Raw genomic sequence first — 20,345 nt, 5'->3', positions numbered from 1 at the left:
CGCCGTGAGCGAGGCACTTGTCGCCGTCGAGACCGCCGGGACGGACGCTTCCGTCCCGGCGGTCTCGGGGGCACGTCAGTTCTGGCGGCGGCTGCGGGCGCAGCGCGCCGCCCTGGCCGCCGCGGCCGTCGTCGCGCTGCTCGTCCTGATCGCGCTCGCGGCGCCGCTGCTCACCGCGCTGGAGGGCCAGGACCCCACCACCTACCACCCCTCCCTGATCGACTCCGCGCGCGGAGGCGTGCCCGTCGGCTCCTTCGGGGGCATCGGCGCCGACCACTGGCTGGGCGTCGAACCCCAGACCGGCCGCGACATGTTCGCCCGGCTGGTCTACGGGGCGCGGGTGTCGCTGGGGGTCTCGCTGGGCGCCACGGTGGTGCAGGTGAGCCTCGGCATCGCCATGGGCGTGGCCGCCGGCCTCGGCAACCGCTGGGTCGACCTGATCCTCAGCCGGATCACCGACCTCTTCGTCTCGATGCCGCTGATGATCATGGCGCTCGCGCTGCTCGCCGTCGTCCCGGACGACTTCCCGCGGCCCGTGCTCGTCGCCCTCATCATCGCCCTGGTCTCCGGCTGGGCCACGACGGCGAAGATGGTGCGCGCCCAGACCCTCACCCTCAAGAACCTCGACTACGTCTCCGCGGCCCGGCTCAGCGGCTGGAGCACCTGGCGGATCGCCCTGCGCGAGCTGCTCCCGGGGCTCGCCGCGCCGGTCATCACGTACGCGGCGCTGCTGATCCCGTCCAACATCAGCGCCGAGGCGGCACTGTCCTTCCTCGGTGTCGGCGTGAAGCCGCCCACCCCCTCGTGGGGGCAGATGCTCACCTCCGCGGACGTCTGGTACCAGGCGGCTCCGCAGTACCTGCTGCTGCCCGCCGCCGCCCTGTTCGTGACCGTCGTGGCGATGACCGTCCTCGGTGACGGCGTCCGCGTCGCCCTCGACCCGCGCGCGGCCTCCCGCCTGCGCATCGGCACCGGCCGCAAGCGGGAGACCCGCGCCGAGACGGCCGCGGCGAAGAAGGGCACCCGCGCCGAGACGGCCGTACCGAAGCCCGAAGCCCGCGCCGAGACGGCCGTAGCGAAGCCCGAAGCCCGCGCGGAGACGGCCGTACCTGAGAAGGAGGACCGGGCGTGAACGGCTTCACCGGTTTCGTCCTGCGCCGCGTCATCGGCGCCGTCGTCACCCTGTTCGTCCTCTCGGTGATCATCTACGTCGTCTTCTACGTCACCCCCGGCAACGTCGCCCAGATCACCTGCGGCCCCCGCTGCTCCCCGGCCCAGGTCCACCAGGTGGCGCAGCAACTCCACCTGGACGACCCGCTGTACGTGCGCTACTGGCACTTCCTACAGGGCCTCTTCGTGGGCCAGGACTTCTCCACCGGCACGTCCGTGGAGCACTGCTCGGCGCCCTGCCTCGGCCAGTCGTACCAGACCGACCAGCAGGTCACCGACATCATCCTGACCAAGCTGCCGGTGAGCCTCTCGCTGGTGCTCGGCGCGATGGTGATCTGGCTGCTGCTCGGCATCGGCACCGGTGTGCTCTCCGCGTGGCGGCGCGGCCGGCTCACCGAGCGCGTCCTGACCGCGATCACCCTGGCGGGCACGGCCACCCCCGTCTTCGTCATCGGTCTGATCCTGATGATCGTCGTCTGCGGCGAACTGCAGCTGCTGCCGTTCCCGCAGTACGTGAACTTCACCGACGACCCCGAGCAGTGGGCGTGGAACCTGCTGCTGCCCTGGCTCTCCCTCGCACTCATCGAGGCAGCCAACTTCGCCCGGCTCACCCGGGCGTCCATGCTGGAGACGCTGGCCGAGGACCACATCCGCACCTTCCGTGCGTACGGCGTCGGTGAGCGAGCGGTGATCGCCCGGCACGCGCTGCGCGGCGCCACGGCGTCCGTCATCGCGCTCAACGCCGTCACCTTCGGCTCGGCCATCGGTGGCGCCGTCCTCACCGAGACCCTCTTCGGCCTGCCCGGCATCGGCCAGGAGCTGGTGCACGCGGTGAAGGTCGTCGACCTGCCGGTGGTCGTCGGCATGGTCCTGGTCACCGGCTTCTTCGTGATCCTCGCCAACGCCCTCGCGGACGTGCTGTACGCGGTGGCCGACCGACGGGTGGTACTCGCATGAGCCTGGTGGAAGTCACGGATCTGACCGTCGAGTTCGGTTCCCTGCGGGCCGTGGACGGTCTCTCCTTCAGCCTGGCGAAGGGCGCCGCCCTGGCCCTCGTCGGCGAGTCCGGCTCGGGCAAGTCCACCGTCGCGGGCGCCCTGCTGGGCCTGCACCGGGGCACCGGAGCCCGGGTCACCGGCTCGGTCCGGGTCGCCGGCACCGACGTCCAGGAGGCACGCGACGAGGAGGTGCGGCGGATGCGGGGCGCGAAGGCCGCCATGGTCTTCCAGGACCCGCTGTCCTCGCTCGACCCGTACTACGCGATCGGTGACCAGATCGCCGAGGTCCTTCGCGTCCACACGCGCGTGTCGCGCCGCGCCGCACGCGCGCGTGCGGTGGAGGTGCTGGACAGGGTGGGGATCCCGGACGCGGTGCGGCGATCCCGTTCCCGCCCGCACGAGTTCAGCGGAGGCATGCGTCAGCGCGCCCTCATCGCCATGGCCCTCGCCTGCGGACCGGAGCTGCTGATCGCGGACGAGCCGACCACGGCCCTCGACGTCACCGTCCAGGCCCAGATCCTGGACCTGCTGCACACGCTGCGCGAGGAGACCGGCATGGGTCTGCTGCTCGTCACCCACGACGTGGGTGTCGCCGCCGAGAGCGTGGACGACGTCCTCGTCATGCGGCACGGCCGGGCCGTCGAGCACGGCCCGGTCGGCGCGGTCCTCGCCGCGCCCGCCCAGGCGTACACCCGCGAACTCCTCGACGCCGTCCCGCGCGTGGACGCGCGCCGGACCGGCTCCCGGGCCGCCGGGGAGGTCGTGCTGGAGGCAGACGGAGTGCGGCGCGAGTTCGGGCGCGGCAAGCGGACCTTCGCCGCCGTGGACGACGTCTCGCTGACCGTCCGCCGCGGCGAGACCCTCGGCGTGGTCGGGGAGAGCGGCAGCGGCAAGACCACACTCGGCCGCATGCTGGTCGGGCTGCTGGAGCCGACCGCGGGCGGGATCCGCTACGAAGGACGCCCGCTCACCGGCGTGAACCCGGCCGTCCAGATGGTCTTCCAGGACCCCGTCTCCTCCCTCAACCCCCGTCGCAGCGTGGGCGAGTCCATCGCCGACCCGCTCCGCGCGCGTGGCATGGGGGTCCCCCCGCGTGAGCGGGGCCGAGCGCGGGGGAGCGACGAGGAGCGCATCCGGGGGCGCGTGACGGAGCTGCTGGAGCGCGTGGGGCTCGAAAGGGCGCACTACGACCGCTACCCGCACGAGTTCAGCGGCGGCCAGCGCCAGCGCATCGGCATCGCCCGCGCGCTCGCCGCCGAGCCGCGCGTCATCGTCTGCGACGAGCCCGTCTCCGCGCTCGACGTCACCACCCAGGCCCAGGTGGTCGCCCTGCTCGGGGAACTGCAGCGGGAACTCGGCCTCGCGCTGGTCTTCATCGCGCACGACCTCGCCGTCGTCCGCCAGGTCAGCGACCGGGTCGCGGTGATGCGCCGGGGCCGGCTCGTGGAGTACGGGCCGGCCGACGAGGTGTACGACAGCCCGCGCGAGGCGTACACCAGGCAACTCCTGGCCGCCGTACCCGCGCTCGACCCCGAGCTGGCGGCCCGGCGGCGCGCGGCCCGGCGCGAACCCGCCGCGGCGTGACGTCCCGTGCATCCATGATCACTGTGTGAACTTCACTGTGTGAACTCCTAGCGTGGCGGAACGTGATCCGCACGCGAAAGTTACGACCGTTCACCCCTTTTGGTGGCGCGATGGACAACCGTCCGTCGCGCCACCGCCTTGTCCGCTTACGTTCGTCCCGCTGCGAGCCGTCGGGACCGACGGCGGCTCCCCAAACGGGAGAACGGGGGTGCACACGTGCGCATCGGACTGCTTACGGAGGGTGGCTACCCGTTTGTGAGCGGTGACGCCGGACTCTGGTGCGACCGGCTCGTGCGCGGGCTCGAGCAGCACGAGTTCGACATCTACGCGCTCAGCCGCAGTCGGCACCAGGAGGACGCGGGCTGGGTCCCGCTCCCGCCGCAGGTCAGCCGGGTCCGTACGGCGCCGCTGTGGACGGCCGAGGACGACGGGGCCGCCTGCGGGCGCCGCGCGCGCCGGCGCTTCGCCGAGTGCTACGGGGAACTGGTCGGGGCGGTGTGCGCCGGGGCGGTGTGCACCGGGCCCGAAACCCGCACCGATGACCTGGCGGACCGTTTCGGCAGCGCGCTGTACGGACTCGCCGAACTCGCCCGCGAGGAAGGCGGGCTGGTCGGCGCCCTGCGCTCCGACACCGCCGTACGCACCCTGGAACGCGCCTGCCGGGCCCCCGGCGCGCTGCGCACGGCGCGTGAGGCGCGCGTCCCGGATCTGCTCACCGTCACCGCGCACCTCGAACGCGCCCTGCGACCCCTCTCCCTCGACTGGTACGACGACGACGGCCTCGGCGCGGCCGACCTCTGCCACGCCACCGCCGGCGGCACCGCCGCTCTTCCCGGGCTGCTCGCCCGGCACTTCTCCGACGTGCCGCTGCTGGTCACCGAGTACGGCGTCCAGCTCCGCTCGCACTACCTGGCCCTCGGCCCCGACGCCGCCGCCCCCGCCGTACGCGCGCTGCTCGCGGCCTTCCACGGCCGGCTCGCCGCCGAGGTCTACCGCCGGGCCGAGATCCTCACCCCCGGCAACGCGCACGCCCGCCGCTGGCAGGAACGGTGTGGCGCCGAGCGGAGCAGGATCCGCACCGTCCACCCGGGCATGGAGGCCGCCCGCTTCACGGAGGCCGGCGAGTCCCCGGACCGCTCCGACCCGCAGACCCTGGTCTGGGTCGGCCGCGTCGAACCCGCCAAGGACCTCGTCTCCCTCCTTCACGCCTTCGCCGAGGTGCGCAAGGAGGAGCCCAAGGCGCGCCTGCGGATCGTCGGCGCGCCCTGCGGACCCGAGGGCGAGGCCTATCTCGGCCACTGCCGGGCGCTCGCCGCGCAGCTCTTCCCGGACGAGGCGGAGGGCGTGCACGCCATCGGCGACAACCCGGTCTCCTTCGAGGAGATCGGCGGCCCGGAGGCCCCGACCCTGCCCGACGCGTACGCGGCCGGCGCCGTCGTCGTGCTGTCCAGCGTGGTGGAGGGATTCCCGGTCAGCCTCATAGAGGCCATGTTCTGCGGGCGGGCCACGGTGTCCACGGACGTCGGCGCGGTGGTGGAGGCCATCGGCGGCACGGGCCTCGTCGTGCCCCCGCGCAACCCACGGGCGCTCGCCGAGGCGTGCCTGTCGCTGCTGCGCGACCCCGAGCGCCGTGCGCGCCTCGGTGCCGCCGCGCGCGCCCGGGCGCTCACACTGTTCACCGTCGAGCAGAACGGCGCGGCATTTCACAGCATTTATCTGGAGATCGTGTCGCACTGTCCGGTCCGCCGGGTCGTCCTCGACGAGGCGGGCGAGCCACTGCCCTTCGCCACCCCCGCCGAGTCCCGCGTCCCCGGCCGCTGGACCGGTCCCACGGCCCGCGTACTGCCCCGCGCCATCCCCGGCTGGGCCACGGCCGCACCGGTACGCGCCACGCCTCTGGCGGCTGCGGAGGGGGCCTGATGAACGCGTTCGACGACCACTTCGGCGACGCGGCGGGCCGGGCGCCGAGCGACCGCGGCGGCCTGGGACCCGCTGCGCCGGGCGCCCCGGGCGACCTCGTTCCCGCTCCGGGGCACAGATCCGGCGGTGAGGGCGGGTGGGCCGCGGGCGAGGCGGGCGGGGCGGCGGCCGCCGGCAGGAGCCCCCGCGCCGACGGGGGTGTCCTGTGGGACGAGGGCGGCGGGGCGGCCGTCGCCGAGGACGCCCAGGTTCGCGGTGAAGCGGGCGGGGCGACGCTTGCGTGCCCGTCCCGTGGCGACGGCGGCCAGGGCCTGAGCGAGGCGGGTGGACTCGACCTGAGCGAGGTGGGCGGACTCGACCGGCCGGGGATGCCCAGCGGCGCCGATCCGTGGGACGCCCGGTCAGGGGCGTGGCTGGGGGGTGGGCGCAGTGCTGTGTCGGCCTCGCCCGTCGAGGGCTCGGCGGACGACTCCGGCCCCGCGGCGCCGTCGGCCTCCGCGAGTGCCGGCAGGCACGCCGGGCACGGTGCCGGGGCGGCCGTCGCGGGGGCCGCGGCGAAGGCGGCCTCCGGCGAGAGACGTACTCCCATGCCCCGGCGCGGGGGAGGGGACCCGGTGAAAGCGCTGCTGTACCGGCACCGTGAGCTGTGCGAGCAGGCCGTGGACGCGCTGGAGATCGCGGCCGGGCTGGAGGCGCACGGGGTCACCGACCGTACCGCCGCCCGCTTCCGGCACCGGGACGTGTTCTCGCTCGCCGAAGAGCTGTACGCGCGCGTGCCGCGCGACGGAGATCCGCGCCCGGAGTCCCAGCCCCCGCCCGTACCCCGCGTCCGCGCCGGCCGGGTCCTGCTCACCCTGCTGCCCGGTGCCCTCGGCGCGGCCACCGTGGCGGCACTGCGGCTCACCCACGGACAGCCCCGCCTGCTGGCGGCCCTCGGCGGCGCCCTCGCCGTGGCCCTCGCCACGCGCGCCGCACTGCGACGCGGCCCCCTGGCCGGGCGGACCCGCACGCACGCGTACCGCTCCTCGGCGGGCGGCACACGCGCGTCGACGCTGTGGTTGCTGGGCTACTCACTCCTCGGCGACGGCCTGCTCGACGCCGTCCTGACGGGCGGCCCCGACGCCCTGCCCACCGGAGCCCCGGACGGCCCCTGGCCCACCGCCACCGCGCCCGCCCTGGCCCTCACGCTGGCCTGCGCCCCGGCGGCCTGGTGCGCCCACCTGCTCACCGCCGGCGCCCGCCGCAGGCTCGCCGGCAGCCGGGGCCTGCAGGACTTCACGGCGGCCGCCAGGCCGTTGCTGCTCGGCACGTTCACGCTGTTCCTCGGCGCGCTCACGGCGCTGCTCCTGCTGTGCGGCACCGTCCTGCACGAATCCGCCGCCTACCCGCAGGCCCTGGCTCTGGGGGCCCTGCTCCTGCTCGCCCGCCTGCTCGCCGTGCACCACCACCGGCACGCGCCCGCCCTCGTCCTCGGCGCCGCGGCGGCCACGGAGGCGGTGGCCCTCGCCCTGCCGCTGGCTGCCCGGCTGCCCGGCTGTGCCTTCCTCGCGGCTCCCGAGCGGACCCTCGTGGACGCCTGGGGCGCGGCCGCCGTCCCGGCCCTCGCCTGCGGCACCGCGGCCCTGGCCCTGCTGGTGCACGCCGTCCGCACCCTCACCCAGGCCTCGGCCCACGCGCCCACGGGAGGACCCGAGTGAACCCTCCGCCACCGGTCCGAACCGAGCCCGCCTGCGCCCTCCGCGCGAAACACCCGACAGCCCCGGGCGACGGCCACCGGCTCCCGGCCCGCCGCCGAAGGCACCCGTACCACCCCCTTGAAGGAGAACACCAGATGACCACCTCCCGACCCGGAGCGTCCGGAGCCACCGGAACCGCCGGAGCGGCCGCAGGAGCCTTCGCACCGGCCGGTTCCACCGGCGCGCACATCCCGGGGGGCGCCCGATGAGGGTTCTGCTGATCGGAGCCAACGGATACATCGGCCGCTTCGTCGCCGACCGCCTGCTCGCCGACCCGGCCGTCCAGCTCACCGCCCTCGGCCGCGGCGACGACGCCGACGTCCGCTTCGACCTCGCCAGCGGCAGCCCGGGCGCGCTCACCCGCTTCCTCGACGCGGTGCACCCCGGAGTCGTCATCAACTGCGCGGGCGCCACCCGGGGCGGCGCCCGCGATCTCACCCGGCACAACACCGTCGCCGTCGCCACCGTGTGCGAGGCCCTGCGCCGCAGCGGCTGCGGCGCCCGCCTGGTGCAGATCGGCTGCGGCTCCGAGTACGGCCCGAGCCAGCCCGGTTCCTCCACGGCCGAGGACGCCGTACCGCGCCCCGGCGGCCCGTACGGCGTCAGCAAGCTCGCCGCCACCGAACTGGTCCTCGGCTCCGGCCTCGACGCCGTCGTCCTGCGCGTCTTCTCGCCCGCCGGACCCGGCACCCCGGCCGGTTCCCCGCTCGGCCGCCTCGCCGAGGCCATGCGCCGCGCGATGCAGTCGGGTGACGGCGAACTGAAGCTCGCCGGGCTCGGCGTGCAGCGCGACTTCGTGGACGTGCGCGATGTCGCCCGCGCCGTGCACGCCGCCTCGCTCTCCGCCGCGCAGGGCGTCATCAACATCGGTTCCGGCCGTGCCGTCCGCCTCCGCGACGCCGCCGCGGTCCTCGCACGCGTGGCCGGATACGGCGGCGCCCTGCACGAACTCGACGCCCCGCCCGGCCCCCTGCGCGGCACCATCGGCCACCCGCGCGCCGATTCCGACCACGCGGCCCCCATGGCGTACCCGTACCCGGACGGCTGCGGCAGCTGGCAGCAGGCCGACGTGCGGACCGCGCGCGACCGGCTCGGCTGGCGGCCCCGGATCAACCTCGAAGAATCCCTGGCAGACATCTGGATGGAGGCGGCATGCCGCATCTGACCAGCACCACCGCGGGCGCCACACGCACCGGCGTCCGCACCGCCCTCGGCGTCCCCGGTTACGTCCACCCGCTTGTCGCCCCCGCCCAGTGGGCCGAACTCGCCCGGCCGGGCACCCCCGTGGACTGGGTGGTCCTCGATGTGGCCGGCGGTCCCGGCGCCCGCCCCGATCCGCACTGTCTGGAGGCCGCGGGCCGACTGCGCACTGCGGGCGTCCGCGTCCTCGGCCACCTCGACCTCACCTACGGCGCCCGCGCCTTCGGCGATCTGCTCGCCGACGCCCACCGCCACCTGGACTGGTACCGGGTCGACGGCTTCCTGCTGGACCGCTGTCCCACCGAGCGCACGGCGCTCTCCGAGGTCAGCCGCGCGATCAGCACGCTCCGGGCGATCAGTGACACCGCCCACATCGTCCTCGGCCACGGCAGTCACCCGCACCCGGGATACGCGGAGAACGCCGACCAGCTGGTGACCTTCTCCGGCCCCTGGTCCGACTACCGCTGGTCGCAGGCCGCCGAGTGGACCGCCGACTATCCGCCCGACCGCTTCTGCCACTTCGTGCACGGCGTGCCGCACGGCCACCTGGACGAGGCCCTGCGCATCGCCCGCTGGCAGGGAGCGGCCACGATCTACTTCACGGACCACACCGACCGCGGCGGGCGCACCGACCCCTGGGAGACGATGCCCGGCTACTGGGACGACATTGTCTCGCGTGTCGGAACAGGTGTCTCGGAATGAAGAAGGCCGTGGCAGTGTTACGGGGAGAACAACTGTAGTGATTGACCGACCAACGGAGTCCCCGTGTCGCTGCCACCCCTGGTCGAGCCAGCTGCTGAGCTCACCGTAGACGAGGTCCGCCGGTACTCCCGCCACCTGATCATCCCGGACGTCGGGATGGACGGGCAGAAGCGGCTGAAGAACGCCAAGGTGCTCTGTGTGGGCGCCGGCGGCCTGGGCTCGCCGGCGCTGATGTACCTGGCCGCCGCGGGCGTGGGCACGCTCGGCATCGTGGAGTTCGACGAGGTCGACGAGTCGAACCTGCAGCGCCAGATCATCCACAGCCAGTCCGACATCGGCCGCTCCAAGGCCGAGTCCGCGCGCGACAGCGTCAAGGGCATCAACCCGTACGTGAACGTGGTCCTTCACGAGGAGCGGCTGGAAGCCGACAACGTGATGGACATCTTCAGCCAGTACGACCTGATCGTCGACGGCACCGACAACTTCGCGACCCGCTACCTGGTCAACGACGCGTGCGTGCTGCTGAACAAGCCGTACGTCTGGGGTTCGATCTACCGCTTCGACGGTCAGGCCTCGGTCTTCTGGTCCGAGCACGGCCCCTGCTACCGCTGCCTGTACCCGGAGCCCCCGCCCCCCGGCATGGTCCCCTCCTGCGCCGAGGGCGGCGTCCTGGGCGTGCTCTGCGCGTCCATCGGCTCCATCCAGGTGAACGAGGCGATCAAGCTCCTCGCGGGCATCGGTGAGCCGCTCGTCGGCCGCCTGATGATCTACGACGCCCTGGAGATGCAGTACCGCCAGGTCAAGGTCCGCAAGGACCCGAACTGCGCGGTCTGCGGCGAGAACCCGACCGTCACGGAACTCATCGACTACGAGGCCTTCTGCGGCGTCGTCTCCGAGGAGGCCCAGGCGGCGGCCGCCGACTCCACGATCACTCCCAAGCAGCTCAAGGAGTGGATCGACGACGGCGAGAACATCGAGATCATCGACGTCCGTGAGCCGAACGAGTACGAGATCGTCTCCATCCCGGGCGCCAGGCTGATCCCGAAGAACGAGTTCCTCATGGGCGCCGCCCTGGAGAGCCTCCCGCAGGACAAGAAGATCGTCCTGCATTGCAAGACGGGTGTCCGCAGTGCGGAAGTCCTCGCCGTCCTGAAGTCCGCGGGCTTCGCCGACGCCGTCCACGTCGGTGGCGGCGTCATCGGCTGGGTCAACCAGATCGAACCGGACAAGCCGGTCTACTGATCAAGGGTCTCGCCGACCAGCGAGACTGAGGAAGCCCACGGCTCTGACCAGTGCAGATGCCGTGGGCTTCTGTCGTTGTCGGTTGGCGTCGGCCGGCCTCGGACAGCCCCAGGACGGCCCAGATGTCAGTCCTCGCAGAGGTGCGGGCCTTGTGTCGCGTGACGTCAGCCAGGGAACCACACTGGTCGGTGGGGCGCCCTCGTGGAGGCGCTTGCCCGCGACGGAAGGACGGATCCATGCCGACGGACACGCTTCCCGGCCCGTTGCGATTCCTGGTCTTCGGTGCGGCCCTGCGGGCCGATTCGACCAACGCCCGCCTCGCCTCCCTCGTGACCCGGCTCATCTCCGACACCGGTGCCGCCGTCGACCTCGCCAACATGCGCGACTTCGACATGCCCTTGTACGACGGCGACATGGAGGCCGACCAAGGGCTGCCGCACGGCGCTCTCGCCCTGCGCGACCGGCTGGAGCAGAACGACGCCTTCGTCATCTCCTCGCCGGAGTACAACGCCTCGGTGCCCGGAGTGCTGAAGAACGCGATCGACTGGGTCTCGCGTGTCCGTCCGCAGCCATTCAAGACCAAGCACGCGCTGCTCGTCTCCGCCTCGCCGTCGCTGGTCGGAGGAAACCGCGGGTTGTGGGCTCTGCGGATTCCCCTGGAACATCTGGGCACCCGCGTCTACCCGGACATGTTCAGCGTGGCCAATAGCTACCAGGCCTTCGCCGAAGACGGAACGCTGGCCGACCCGGGGCTGCAACAACGTCTCACCGAGACGGTGTCGGGCTTCCTCAGCCTCGTCGAGGCAGACGTGCGCTACGTCTGCCTCGAACGCCGCTGGTACGAGTTCCTGGGAGACCGCACCGAGGCGGCCATCACTCAGCGGGCCGAGGAGTGAGCCGCACCGGTGCCACGACCGGCTGCTGTGTATGGTCGCCGTCCGGGGGTGTTGATGTCAGGTGTCCGCGCTTGTCCGCCACTGTGCGTGGGTGTTGTCACGCAGTGGGACACTCACTCATGCCGCCCACAGCTCAGCAAGCTCAAGTCGTTCGAGACCATGACCTGAGCGAGGCGTCCGGCGATGGTCACGACTTCGGGCCAGGCTGCCGTCTGTAGGTACTCGGCATCGGTGTCGTGGGGAGCCTCGGCCGCAGCAGCGTTGAGCGCGACACCGAGGGCCCGCATGAGGGTTACCTCTTCCTCCGTTCTCAAGCTGACGCCGAGGTACCGCTCGGGCTCATCGGCGTCACAGAAGTCGTCGAAGAGCGTATGGAAGACATGGTCGATGTTCTCGAACTTCGAGGGGTCGAGCCACACGTCCCGCTGCCACGGTGGATTGGCCAGAGCCAAGACCACAGGTACGACGTGGACACGGTGGTTCGCCATGACTTGGGCCTCTTCGCTCACAAGGCCGAGCCTAGTTGGCGTCGGCTGACCTCGGACGGCCCAGGGATGACCCCGCACGGCGCGCCGGCCCGGCGGCTGCTCCCCTACTCGTGCCCACCTGCCAGTGACCGGTCGACCGCAAGATCCATCGGGTGCGGGGACAGTGCAGCCCACCTAGGCTGACGTCGTGAAGCGCGTCGTCGTTGATCATTTTGGCGGCCCCGAGGTCTTGAGGGGCGTGGAGGACGACGATCCCCGGCCGGGGCCAGGTGAGGTGTGTGTCAGGGTGCTGGCCGCAGGCGTGTCGTTCACGGATGCCCAGGTGCGCGCCGGCACGTATCTGGGCGTACCGAAGCCGCCGTTCACGCCCGGTTATGAGCTCGTCGGTATCGTCGAGGAACTCGGCCCGGGCTGTGCGAAGCTGCGGGTGGGGGACCGCATCGGTGCGCTGACGGTATGGGGAGCGGACGCGGAGCGCGTGTGCGTGCCGGAGGCGGAGGCGGTCGAGGTACCCGAGAACCTCGACCCCGCGGAGGTTCTGAACCTCGTCTTCACCTACATGACCGCCTACCAGCTACTGCACCGCGTGGCGGGAGTGAGGAGCGGCGAGAGGGTGCTCGTACACGGTGCCGCCGGCAGGGTAGGCACCGCGGTCATCGAACTCGGAGCGGCCACCGGGCTTCACCTCTACGGAACTGCATCCGCCCGCGACCGCGCCGCGGTCGAACGGCTCGGCGCGGTGGCGATCGACTATCGCAACGAGGACTTCCTGGAGCGGGTGCGCGAGCTACCCGGGAAGGGCGTCGACGTCGTGCTCGACGGGCTAGGCGGCGCGGTGTCGCTGCGCTCCTTCCGCGCACTGAGGCCCGGCGGACGGCTTGTCGTGTACGGCCACTACGCCACGCTCGAGCATGGGCGCAAGAACTGGCGAGCGTGGGGGGAGTGGTACGCGGCGACCGGGGCCGTCTGGCTTTGGAGCCTGCTTCCGCCCCGCCGGCAGGTGCTCGCCTACCGGATCCAGAAACTGCACGGCCATCACCGCCAACTGCTTCCCGTGGCGGGAGTACACCCAGCGCTTCCCGTGGGGGGAGGTCCCCGCGACCCGGAGCGGTTCCGGGCGGACTTCCGCGCGCTGCTCGAGCTGCTTCGCGAGCACAAGATCCACCCTGCCGTGGCCGAACGCCTGCCGCTGTCCGAGGCGCGTCGCGCGCACGAGATGCTCGAGGGCTCGGCGGCGAAGGGGAAGCTTGTGCTCGTGCCATGAGCCGAGGCCCAGGCCGAGGAGGACGCTCGCCCGCGACACCCTCCTCAGGAGTCCGATCCGCCCGCAGGAACACCTTGTGGTGTTCCAACAGAGCCGTGGACCTCTGTCGTTGTCGCGGAGCCGACGGCAGGGGAGATGCGATGGTTCGCATGACTGCTGCCCTTATGTCCCGTTATTGAGGGGTGCGCGTTGCAGTGTGATGATCACGTCGGTTAACGTGGCGTCAACTTCACGCGCAACTCGGCGCGTTGATGTGGACGACCGCTGCGTGACCACAGTCGCACGGACCACCGGGCCACAAGCGAGGCGTGACCACCCTCGCGTCCTGGTGCAGCCGCTGTCGTCACGTCTCGACAGAAGATACGGGGAGTTCCATGAAGAAGCGCTTGATGGGCAGGCTCGCGGCGATGATCCTCGCCCCGGCAGTGATCCTGGCGGGCGCCGGCCAGGCGTTCGCCGACGGCACCGTCACCTGGAAGAACAAGGGCAACGGCAGGTGCCTGGGCTACATCAACGGCATCCCGCTGGCGGCGGCCGACTGCGGTTCGCGGCCCTCCAAGTGGACGGAGACCAAGCAGTCCGACGGGACCTGGACGCTCAAGACGAGCTACGGCGACTGCCTCGACAGCAACAAGGACGGCAAGGTCTACCTGCGTCACTGCAACGGCGGCGACAACCAGAAGTGGTACGAGATCAAGGACACCGCGGGCTGGCGCCTCAAGGACAAGGCGACCGGGCTCACGCTCGGCCAGAACGACAGCGTGCTCTACACGGGCTTCGACGGCGGCCTCAAGGCCCAGCGCTGGAGCTGAGTCCGGACGTCGCTCCCGGGTGAGTCGTGGAGCAGGGGCCTCGGGCGCGACAGGCGCCCGGGGCCCCGTCCGCGTCAGGAGCAGACCGTGCCGTCCTTCGGCACCGTTCCCTTGAGCAGATAGGCGTTCACCGCCGAGTCGACGCAGTCGCTGCCGCTGCCGTACGCCCCGTGGCCCTCGCCCTTCCAGGTCAGTTCGACGCCGACGCCCTTGCCCAGCTCGTCGGCCATCCTGCGGGCGCCCTCGTACGGGGTCGCCGGGTCGCCGGTGTTGCCGACCAGCAGGATCGGCGCCGCACCCGGCGCACCGACCTCCGGGGTGTCGAACTGGCCCGGCACCGGCCAGTCGTGGCACCAGCCGGCCGTGTCCCAGCCCAGGAAGTCCCCGAACACGGGCGAGATCCGCTCGAACTCCGCCAGCCGGCGCTTCGTCTCGGCGAGCGTCGGCCGCTGCCTGTCGTCCAGGCACGATATGACCCGCTGGGAGTGGGACGTCGTGCCGTAGTGACCCGAGGAGTCCCGGTCGTTGTAGTCGTCGGCGAGCGCCAGCAGTTGCGAGCCGTCGCCGTTCTCCGCCGACTCGAGCGCGGCCGTCAGCCGCGGCCAGCTGGACTCGCTGTACAGCGGCAGGACGATCCCCGTGGCCGCGAGCGTCTGGGTCAGCTTCCGCCCGGACGACGCCGGCAGCGGCCGCGCGTCGATCCGCTTCAGCAGGGCCGCGATCTTCCGGGAGCCCTGCTCGGGGTCCTGGCCGGTGGACTTCAGATAGTCGTCCAGCGCCCGCTGGAAGCCGCGGGCCTGGTTCTCGGCATGGCCCACCGTGTCCGCGGTCGGGTCCACCACCGCGTCGAGGATCAGCCGTCCCACCCGCTTGGGGAACAAGTGGGCGTACACACCGCCGAGTTCGGTGCCGTAGGAGATGCCGAAGTAGTGCATCCGGGAGTCACCGAGGACCTGGCGCATCAGGTCCATGTCGCGTGCGGTGTCGGTGGTGGACACGTGGGCCAGCAGCCGGCCGGCGGCCTTCCGGCAGCCCTTGCCGAAGTCGGCGGCGTCCTGGAGGTAGGCCTTCTCCTCGGCCGGGGTGTCCGGGGTGGCGTCCACGTCCTCGGCGGCCTCGATCTCGCGGTCGGCGCGGCAACGGACGCCCTCGCTCGTCCCGACGCCCCGCGGGTCCCAGCTCACCAGGTCATAGCGCGCACGGAGCGAGGAGACCGTGGACGCGTAGTACGGCATCATCGACACGCCGGAGCCGCCGGGGCCGCCGAAGTTGAACAGCAATGAGCCGATGCGGTCGCCTCCGGTCGCCCGGGCGCGGATCAGGGCGAGGCCGATCGTCGCCCCGTCCGGTTCGGACCAGTCCAGCGGCACCTTGAGCGTCGCGCACCGCCAGTCGTCGCCCGGCGCCGCGGGGCCTCCGGTCGCCTTGCAGCGCTGCCAGTCGAGGCGCTGGGAGGTGAGGGAGGCCGGAAGGCGGGTGGGGGACGGTGCCGTCGACGAGCCCGGCGCGGAGGACGCCGGCGGAGGACCTGTGTCCGCCCCCTTGCCCTCGGCTCCGCCCCCGTCCGACGAACCACCACCGCAGCCGGCCACCAGCAGCGCCGCGGCCACGGCGGCCGTCCAGCGCAGGAATCGCCACATGCGCACCCCCCTCACAGGCCCGGCACATCGTGCGGCGCCAGGCGTTCCAGGCCATGGTAGGCGCCCGGGGCCAGCCCCGTTACGGCCTGTGGATAACCCTCTGACCTGCGGCTTCTATGGGTCGGTGGCGTCGGATCAGGAGCAGACCGTGCCGGCCTTCGGCACCTTCCCGTCCAGCAGGTAGCCGTTCACCGCGCTCTGCACGCACTTGTTCTTGCTGTCGTACGCCCCGTGTCCCTGCCCCTTGTACGTCAGCTCAACGGCGACGCCCTTGCCCAGCGCGTCCACCATCTTCCTCGCGCCCTCGTACGGAGTGGCCGGGTCGCCGGTGTTGCCGACGACGAGGATGGGCGCCGATCCGGGTGCGCTGACGTCGGGATGGTCGGCGGCGCCCGGCACGGCCCAGTCGGTGCAGCTGACCATGCCCCAGGCCAGGAAGTCCCCGAACAGCGGGGAGGCGGCGTGGAACTCGGGCAGCTTCTCCTGGACGAAGTCCGTGGTGTACCGGGGCTTCTCGTCGGCGCAGTTGATCGCGATGTTCGCCGCGGTGAGGTTGCTGTACTCCCCGTTCTCGTCACGGCCGTTCATCGAGTCGGACAGCAGCATGAGGATCTTGCCGTCGCCGTCGTACGCCTGCTCCAGCCCTTCGGTGAGGTACTCCCAGAAGTCCTTCGAGTACAGGGACTGCGCGATGCCGCTGGTCGCGGCGGTCTGGGTGAGCTGGCGCGGGAGGATGCCGGGGATCGGCTTCTTCTCCAGGTCCTGAAGCAGTTTCGCGATGCGGTTCTTCACGTCCTGCGGGGTGTCCCCGATCGGGCATTCCGTCGTCTTCGACGTGCAGTCCTCGGCGAAGTTGTCGAGCGCGCGCTGGAAGCCCTTGGTCTGTCCGAGCGCGCTCTGCTCGGGGGTCTGCGTGGGGTCGACCACGCCGTCGAAGACGGCCCTGCCGACGTGCCGCGGGAACAGGTGGGCGTAGACGCCGCCGAGTTCGGTGCCGTACGAGATTCCGAAGTAGTGCAGCTTGTCGTCACCGAGGACCTGCCGCATCAGGTCCATGTCGCGGGCCGCGTCCGTGGTGCGCACCTGCGGCAGGACCTTCTTGGAGTTCGTCTCGCAGGCCGCGTTGAACTGCTTGGTGCGCTTCAGGAGCTGGTCGCGCTCGGTGCTGTCGTCGGGCGTCGCGTCCTGCTGGAAGAAGGCGTCCAGCTGAGCGTCGCTCTCGCACTTCACCGGCGCGCTGCGGCCGACCCCGCGCGGGTCGAAGCTGACCAGGTCGTAGCGGGTGCGCAGCGCCGCGTAGTCCTCGGCGAAGGCGGGCAGCGTGGTGACGCCGCTGCCGCCGGGGCCGCCGAAGTTGAACACGAGCGAGCCGATCCGTTCGCTCGCCGGGCCGCTGGCCTTGGCCCGGATCAGGGCGATGTCGATGGTGTCGCCCTTGGGGTCGGCCCAGTCCAGGGGCGCCTTCATGGTGGCGCACTGCCACTTCGTGCCGTTCGGCAGCGGGGAGGGGGCGCTGCCGCCGCCCTCCGCCTGGGACGGGGCCGGGCAGTCCTGCCAGTCCAGCTTCTGCTTCGTGACGTCCCCGTCCTTCGCACTGTCCCCGCATCCGGCCAGCAGGACGGACAGCAGCACGGCGGTGGTGGTCAGGGCGGCGGCGCGCAGCCTAGAGGGGTTCGCCATGCTTCCATCCTGGGCCCGCGCAGTCCGGGGCGCGCGGGGCGCGAGCCGTACGAGGTACGCCCGCGCACGCCGCGTACGGCGCGGTGAGGGCCCGTGGCCTCGCTGATCGCCCGCCCGGCTAAAGGGCACCCTTGCGGGACAGGTGGTTGAAGGCCAGCCAGCCCGGCAGAACCGGCAGCCACAGGGTCAGCAGCCGGAACAGCAGGACCGCCGGAGCGGCGACCTCCTTGGGCAGGCCGACGGCGATCAGACCGACGGTCAGGGTCGCCTCGACCGCGCCCACGCCACCAGGGGTGGGCGCCGCGGAGCCCAGCGCGTTGCCGGCGAGGAAGACGACGGCGACGCTGGCGATGCTCAGCGAGACCGAGCCGTCGCCGAAGGCACGGATGGAGGCGTCCAGGCACATCACGAAGCAGGCGGTCAGCAGCAGCATGCCGCCGATGCCGGTGACGAGCTTCTGCGGCCGTTGCAGCACGTCGAGCATGCGCGGTACGACACCGGCGAACAGCGACCTCACGCGCGTGGCGACGAATTTCCGCAGGAACGGCACGGAGGTCACGACGAGCACCAGCACCGCCACGGTCAGCAGGCCCGCGATGACCGTGCGGGACGGCGACAGGGACGGTGTCTTCTCGGTGCCGGTCAGATAGCCGAAGGACAGCAGCATCAGGATGTGACAGCCGAGCCCGAACAGCTGCGAGGCGCCGACGCTCGCCACCGCGAGCCCGGGGCGCACGCCCGCGCGCTGCAAGAAGCGCGTGTTGAGGGCCACACCGCCGACCGCGGCCGGTGCCACGATCTTCACGAAGGACCCGGCGACCTGCGCCGCCACCGTCCTCGGGAACGGCACCCGCTCCGGCACGAACCCCAGCAGAGCCATCGCCGCGGCGACGTAGCTGAGCGCCGAGAACAGCACCGCCGCGACCACCCAGCCCCACTGGGCCTGCGCGAACAGCGTGCCGAACTCGATGTGGGTGAGCTGCGTCAGCAGGTAGTACGCCCCGATGGCGCCGGCGATGAAGCTGATCAGCGTGCGCGGCCGTACCCGTTCCAGGCGGGCCGGTTCGACGGGCGCCTGGGGCCTGATCCGCAGCACCTCGTGCCGGATCTGCGTGAGCGGGTCCTCCTCGCGGGCCTCTTCCAGGGCGTCGTCCAGGGCCCGCTTCTCCGCGCGCTGCTCCGCGCGGACGGTCTTCTTGTCGGGCTTTTCGAGAGCGGGCGTCGTCGCCGATGCCTCCTCCAGGCGGGCCGCCTTGGCCTGCCGGGACGCCTCGAGCACGGCCTCGCGTTCGCGCTGGGCGCGTTCCCGGGCCAGTCGGCGCAGCGTCGCGCGCGTGGAACGCGTCAGCGCGATCGGCTGGAGCATCGGAAGGCAGTCGGCGACCGCCTCCGGGCCGAGCACGCCGACCGCCGAGGCCACGGCCCGTTCGGCGCCGACCCGCAGGGCCAGTGTGGTGACCAGCTGGGCGACGTCCATGCGCAGCAGCAGATCACCGGCCGCGATCTCGCCGCCGCGCAGCTCGGCCAGGATCACCTTGCCGGAACGATCCACCAGAATCGCGTCACCGGCCAGCCTGCGGTGCGCGATGCGCCGCGACTGGAGCGCCTGCACCTGGTGCCAGGTGTTGCGCAGCAGTTCGTCCGTGATGTCCTCGTCGGCCAGCGAGTCCAGCGTGTGCCCGCCGGTGTGCTCGTAGACGAGCATGACCGCGTCGGGGCCGAGTTCGGAGGTGGCGATCAGCTTGGGCGCGTTGGCACCGGCCGCGATCGCGGCGTACGCCAGCAGGGCCTCCTGCTCCAGCGCCTGCCGCAGTGACTGGAGGCTGGAGCGGGTGGCGAAGCCGCGCAGTGTCAGATTGCGCCACGCGCGGTAGAAGAAGCCCTGCGCCTGCTGTTCCCGGTCGACGACCGTGACGTCCAGCGGCGGGCCGTCCTCCAGGGTGACGAAGTAGCGCCGGCCGCGGTCGCTGTTGTCCGCATCGGTGCTCTCCTCGCGGGCGGCGCTGACGGGGTGGAAGCCGACGTGCCGCAGACCCGCCATCAACGTCTGCCCCGTGGGGCGGACGTTCGGGGAGCCGACCGCGTACAGGGTGCCGTAGGCGACGGTCCAGCCGATCAGCACCGTCAGGATGATCGAGAAGGGGGTGGTGTAGCCGGTGACCAGCATCGAGAACGCGTCGAGCAGCAGCACGATCCACAGCACCGCCCGCCATCTGGGGCGGCGGGACATGCCGACGGCCGTCATGTAGGCGATGACCGGTGCCAGATAACCGTGCACGGGGTCCGTCAGGGCGTGGATGTCTCCCGGCGAGGGCTGGGTGAGCGCCTCCTGGATCGAGTCCGGGGCGGCCCGCGCGACCCAGAGGTCGGTGGCGAGGGTCACTCCGTGGGCCAGGACGGCCGCCAGCACGCCGTCGGCGATGCGCAGCCCGTCCCGTTTGATCAGCCGTTCGATCGCGAAGGCGACCGGGACCAGGAGGATCGCGATGCTGGACGCCAGTCCCGCGATCTTGATGAGCAGGTCGGGCGCCTGCCCGGTGCCCTTGTTGATGTCCTGTTCGAGGCCCGAGGTGGTGCCGTGCGCGAACGCGGCGATCGCGAACAGCACGACGATGGCGAGCACGCCCACCAGGAGCCGCATGAGGTCGGAGGGGCGGTGCACGCGCGCGGCGAGCAGCGGTTCGTCGCCCTCCACCTCCTCCGCGTGGGGGTCGTCGCCGGCGCCCGGACCGTGGTCGAGGGGCGGGTTCTCCGGCACGTGTGCCCCCTTGCCGGCGTCGTCGTCCTCACGCGCGCGCGTGCCGTCGTCCTTCGCACGCGCGTCCGTGGGATGGTTCGTGCGCGGACCAGGATCCTCCTGGTGCGCGTCGGTGTCGCCCCCGCTGCCCGCGCGGGCGGTGTCGGGGCGCGCGGCGGCGTCAGGGGTGCCCGCCGCGTCTTCGGGGTGCACGCCCTGCTGCTTCATGGTCTCTTCTTGGTCTCGTATCACCGGTCACCGCCCGCACGATGGTGG

15 protein-coding genes are annotated in these 20,345 nt (G+C 72.1%); 11 read left to right on the top strand and 4 right to left on the bottom strand.

From position 1 onward, the window contains the following. The first annotated feature begins 4 nt into the window (after nt 1–4). From ACZ5CW_RS03165 to ACZ5CW_RS03125, 9 genes are all read left to right on the top strand, one after another. Nucleotides 5–1,132 carry an ABC transporter permease gene (locus ACZ5CW_RS03165; RefSeq protein ID WP_468597874.1) on the top strand — a complete coding sequence of 376 codons (1,128 nt, stop codon included), beginning with the start codon at nt 5–7 and terminating at the stop codon, nt 1,130–1,132. After that, complete coding sequence (locus ACZ5CW_RS03160; protein ID WP_468597873.1) at nt 1,129–2,127, top strand: ABC transporter permease; 999 nt, start codon at nt 1,129–1,131, stop codon at nt 2,125–2,127. Before ACZ5CW_RS03165 ends, ACZ5CW_RS03160 begins: the two co-directional genes overlap by 4 nt. Continuing rightward, nucleotides 2,124–3,752 (top strand): dipeptide ABC transporter ATP-binding protein, encoded by a 1,629-nt coding sequence (locus ACZ5CW_RS03155; protein ID WP_468597871.1) that lies wholly within the window; start codon nt 2,124–2,126, stop codon nt 3,750–3,752. Before ACZ5CW_RS03160 ends, ACZ5CW_RS03155 begins: the two co-directional genes overlap by 4 nt. A 255-nt stretch (nt 3,753–4,007) precedes the next feature. After that, a complete protein-coding gene (locus tag ACZ5CW_RS03150; protein WP_468597869.1) occupies nt 4,008–5,672 on the top strand; it encodes a glycosyltransferase in 1,665 nt (554 codons plus the stop codon). A 368-nt stretch (nt 5,673–6,040) separates the two neighbouring features. Beyond that, entirely contained in the window at nt 6,041–7,369 is a 1,329-nt protein-coding gene (locus ACZ5CW_RS03145) for a hypothetical protein (RefSeq protein WP_468598388.1), read from the top strand. Between the two features lie 244 nt (nt 7,370–7,613). After that, entirely contained in the window at nt 7,614–8,573 is a 960-nt protein-coding gene (locus ACZ5CW_RS03140; protein WP_468597867.1) for an NAD-dependent epimerase/dehydratase family protein, read from the top strand. After that, on the top strand, nt 8,561–9,310 hold the full coding sequence (locus ACZ5CW_RS03135; RefSeq protein WP_468597866.1) for a spherulation-specific family 4 protein: 750 nt from the start codon (nt 8,561–8,563) through the stop codon (nt 9,308–9,310). The genes ACZ5CW_RS03140 and ACZ5CW_RS03135 overlap by 13 nt, the downstream gene beginning before the upstream one ends. A gap of 63 nt (nt 9,311–9,373) precedes the next feature. Then, nucleotides 9,374–10,552: an adenylyltransferase/sulfurtransferase MoeZ gene (gene moeZ, locus ACZ5CW_RS03130; RefSeq protein WP_468597864.1), complete on the top strand. Its 1,179-nt coding sequence runs from the start codon at nt 9,374–9,376 to the stop codon at nt 10,550–10,552. Nucleotides 10,553–10,788: 236 nt separating this feature from the next. After that, nucleotides 10,789–11,448: an NADPH-dependent FMN reductase gene (locus ACZ5CW_RS03125; RefSeq protein ID WP_468597862.1), complete on the top strand. Its 660-nt coding sequence runs from the start codon at nt 10,789–10,791 to the stop codon at nt 11,446–11,448. Nucleotides 11,449–11,561: 113 nt separating this feature from the next. Here the strand turns inward: ACZ5CW_RS03125 and ACZ5CW_RS03120 are convergent, their stop codons facing one another. Next, entirely contained in the window at nt 11,562–11,957 is a 396-nt protein-coding gene (locus ACZ5CW_RS03120) for an SCO4402 family protein (protein WP_468597861.1), read from the bottom strand. A 166-nt stretch (nt 11,958–12,123) separates the two neighbouring features. On the opposite strand from ACZ5CW_RS03120, the gene ACZ5CW_RS03115 reads away from it, so the two are divergent. Both ACZ5CW_RS03115 and ACZ5CW_RS03110 read left to right on the top strand, forming a co-directional pair. Next, nucleotides 12,124–13,200, top strand: coding sequence for a medium chain dehydrogenase/reductase family protein (locus tag ACZ5CW_RS03115; RefSeq protein WP_468597859.1), 1,077 nt, complete (start codon nt 12,124–12,126; stop codon nt 13,198–13,200). A 374-nt stretch (nt 13,201–13,574) separates the two neighbouring features. Next, the gene (locus tag ACZ5CW_RS03110; RefSeq protein ID WP_468597857.1) at nt 13,575–14,012 is read left to right on the top strand and encodes an RICIN domain-containing protein; all 438 of its coding nucleotides are present in this window, start codon (nt 13,575–13,577) and stop codon (nt 14,010–14,012) included. 74 nt (nt 14,013–14,086) lie between these two features. Here the strand turns inward: ACZ5CW_RS03110 and ACZ5CW_RS03105 are convergent, their stop codons facing one another. From ACZ5CW_RS03105 to ACZ5CW_RS03095, 3 genes are all read right to left on the bottom strand, one after another. Beyond that, a complete protein-coding gene (locus ACZ5CW_RS03105; protein ID WP_468597856.1) occupies nt 14,087–15,652 on the bottom strand; it encodes an alpha/beta hydrolase in 1,566 nt (521 codons plus the stop codon). A gap of 135 nt (nt 15,653–15,787) precedes the next feature. Next, nucleotides 15,788–17,332, bottom strand: a complete 1,545-nt coding sequence (locus ACZ5CW_RS03100; RefSeq protein ID WP_468597855.1) for an alpha/beta hydrolase — start codon at nt 17,330–17,332, stop codon at nt 15,788–15,790. A gap of 118 nt (nt 17,333–17,450) precedes the next feature. Further along, nucleotides 17,451–20,297 carry a lysylphosphatidylglycerol synthase domain-containing protein gene (locus ACZ5CW_RS03095; RefSeq protein WP_468597854.1) on the bottom strand — a complete coding sequence of 949 codons (2,847 nt, stop codon included), beginning with the start codon at nt 20,295–20,297 and terminating at the stop codon, nt 17,451–17,453. Nucleotides 20,298–20,345 lie beyond the last annotated feature (48 nt).

The organism is Streptomyces sp. NPDC031379 (assembly GCF_055569615.1).
Note: the sequence above shows the minus strand (reverse complement) of the source record. Positions and strands in the feature narration are given on the sequence as shown.

Coding starts and splice junctions, on each gene's coding strand:
- ACZ5CW_RS03155 (WP_468597871.1), top strand. CDS start 2,124: ATGAGCCTGGTGGAAGTCACGGATCTGACCGTCGAGTTCGGTTCCCTG.
- ACZ5CW_RS03145 (WP_468598388.1), top strand. CDS start 6,041: ATGCCCAGCGGCGCCGATCCGTGGGACGCCCGGTCAGGGGCGTGGCTG.
- ACZ5CW_RS03140 (WP_468597867.1), top strand. CDS start 7,614: ATGAGGGTTCTGCTGATCGGAGCCAACGGATACATCGGCCGCTTCGTC.
- ACZ5CW_RS03135 (WP_468597866.1), top strand. CDS start 8,561: ATGCCGCATCTGACCAGCACCACCGCGGGCGCCACACGCACCGGCGTC.
- ACZ5CW_RS03125 (WP_468597862.1), top strand. CDS start 10,789: ATGCCGACGGACACGCTTCCCGGCCCGTTGCGATTCCTGGTCTTCGGT.
- ACZ5CW_RS03110 (WP_468597857.1), top strand. CDS start 13,575: ATGAAGAAGCGCTTGATGGGCAGGCTCGCGGCGATGATCCTCGCCCCG.
- ACZ5CW_RS03105 (WP_468597856.1), bottom strand. CDS start 15,652: ATGTGGCGATTCCTGCGCTGGACGGCCGCCGTGGCCGCGGCGCTGCTG.
- ACZ5CW_RS03100 (WP_468597855.1), bottom strand. CDS start 17,332: ATGGCGAACCCCTCTAGGCTGCGCGCCGCCGCCCTGACCACCACCGCC.
- ACZ5CW_RS03095 (WP_468597854.1), bottom strand. CDS start 20,297: ATGAAGCAGCAGGGCGTGCACCCCGAAGACGCGGCGGGCACCCCTGAC.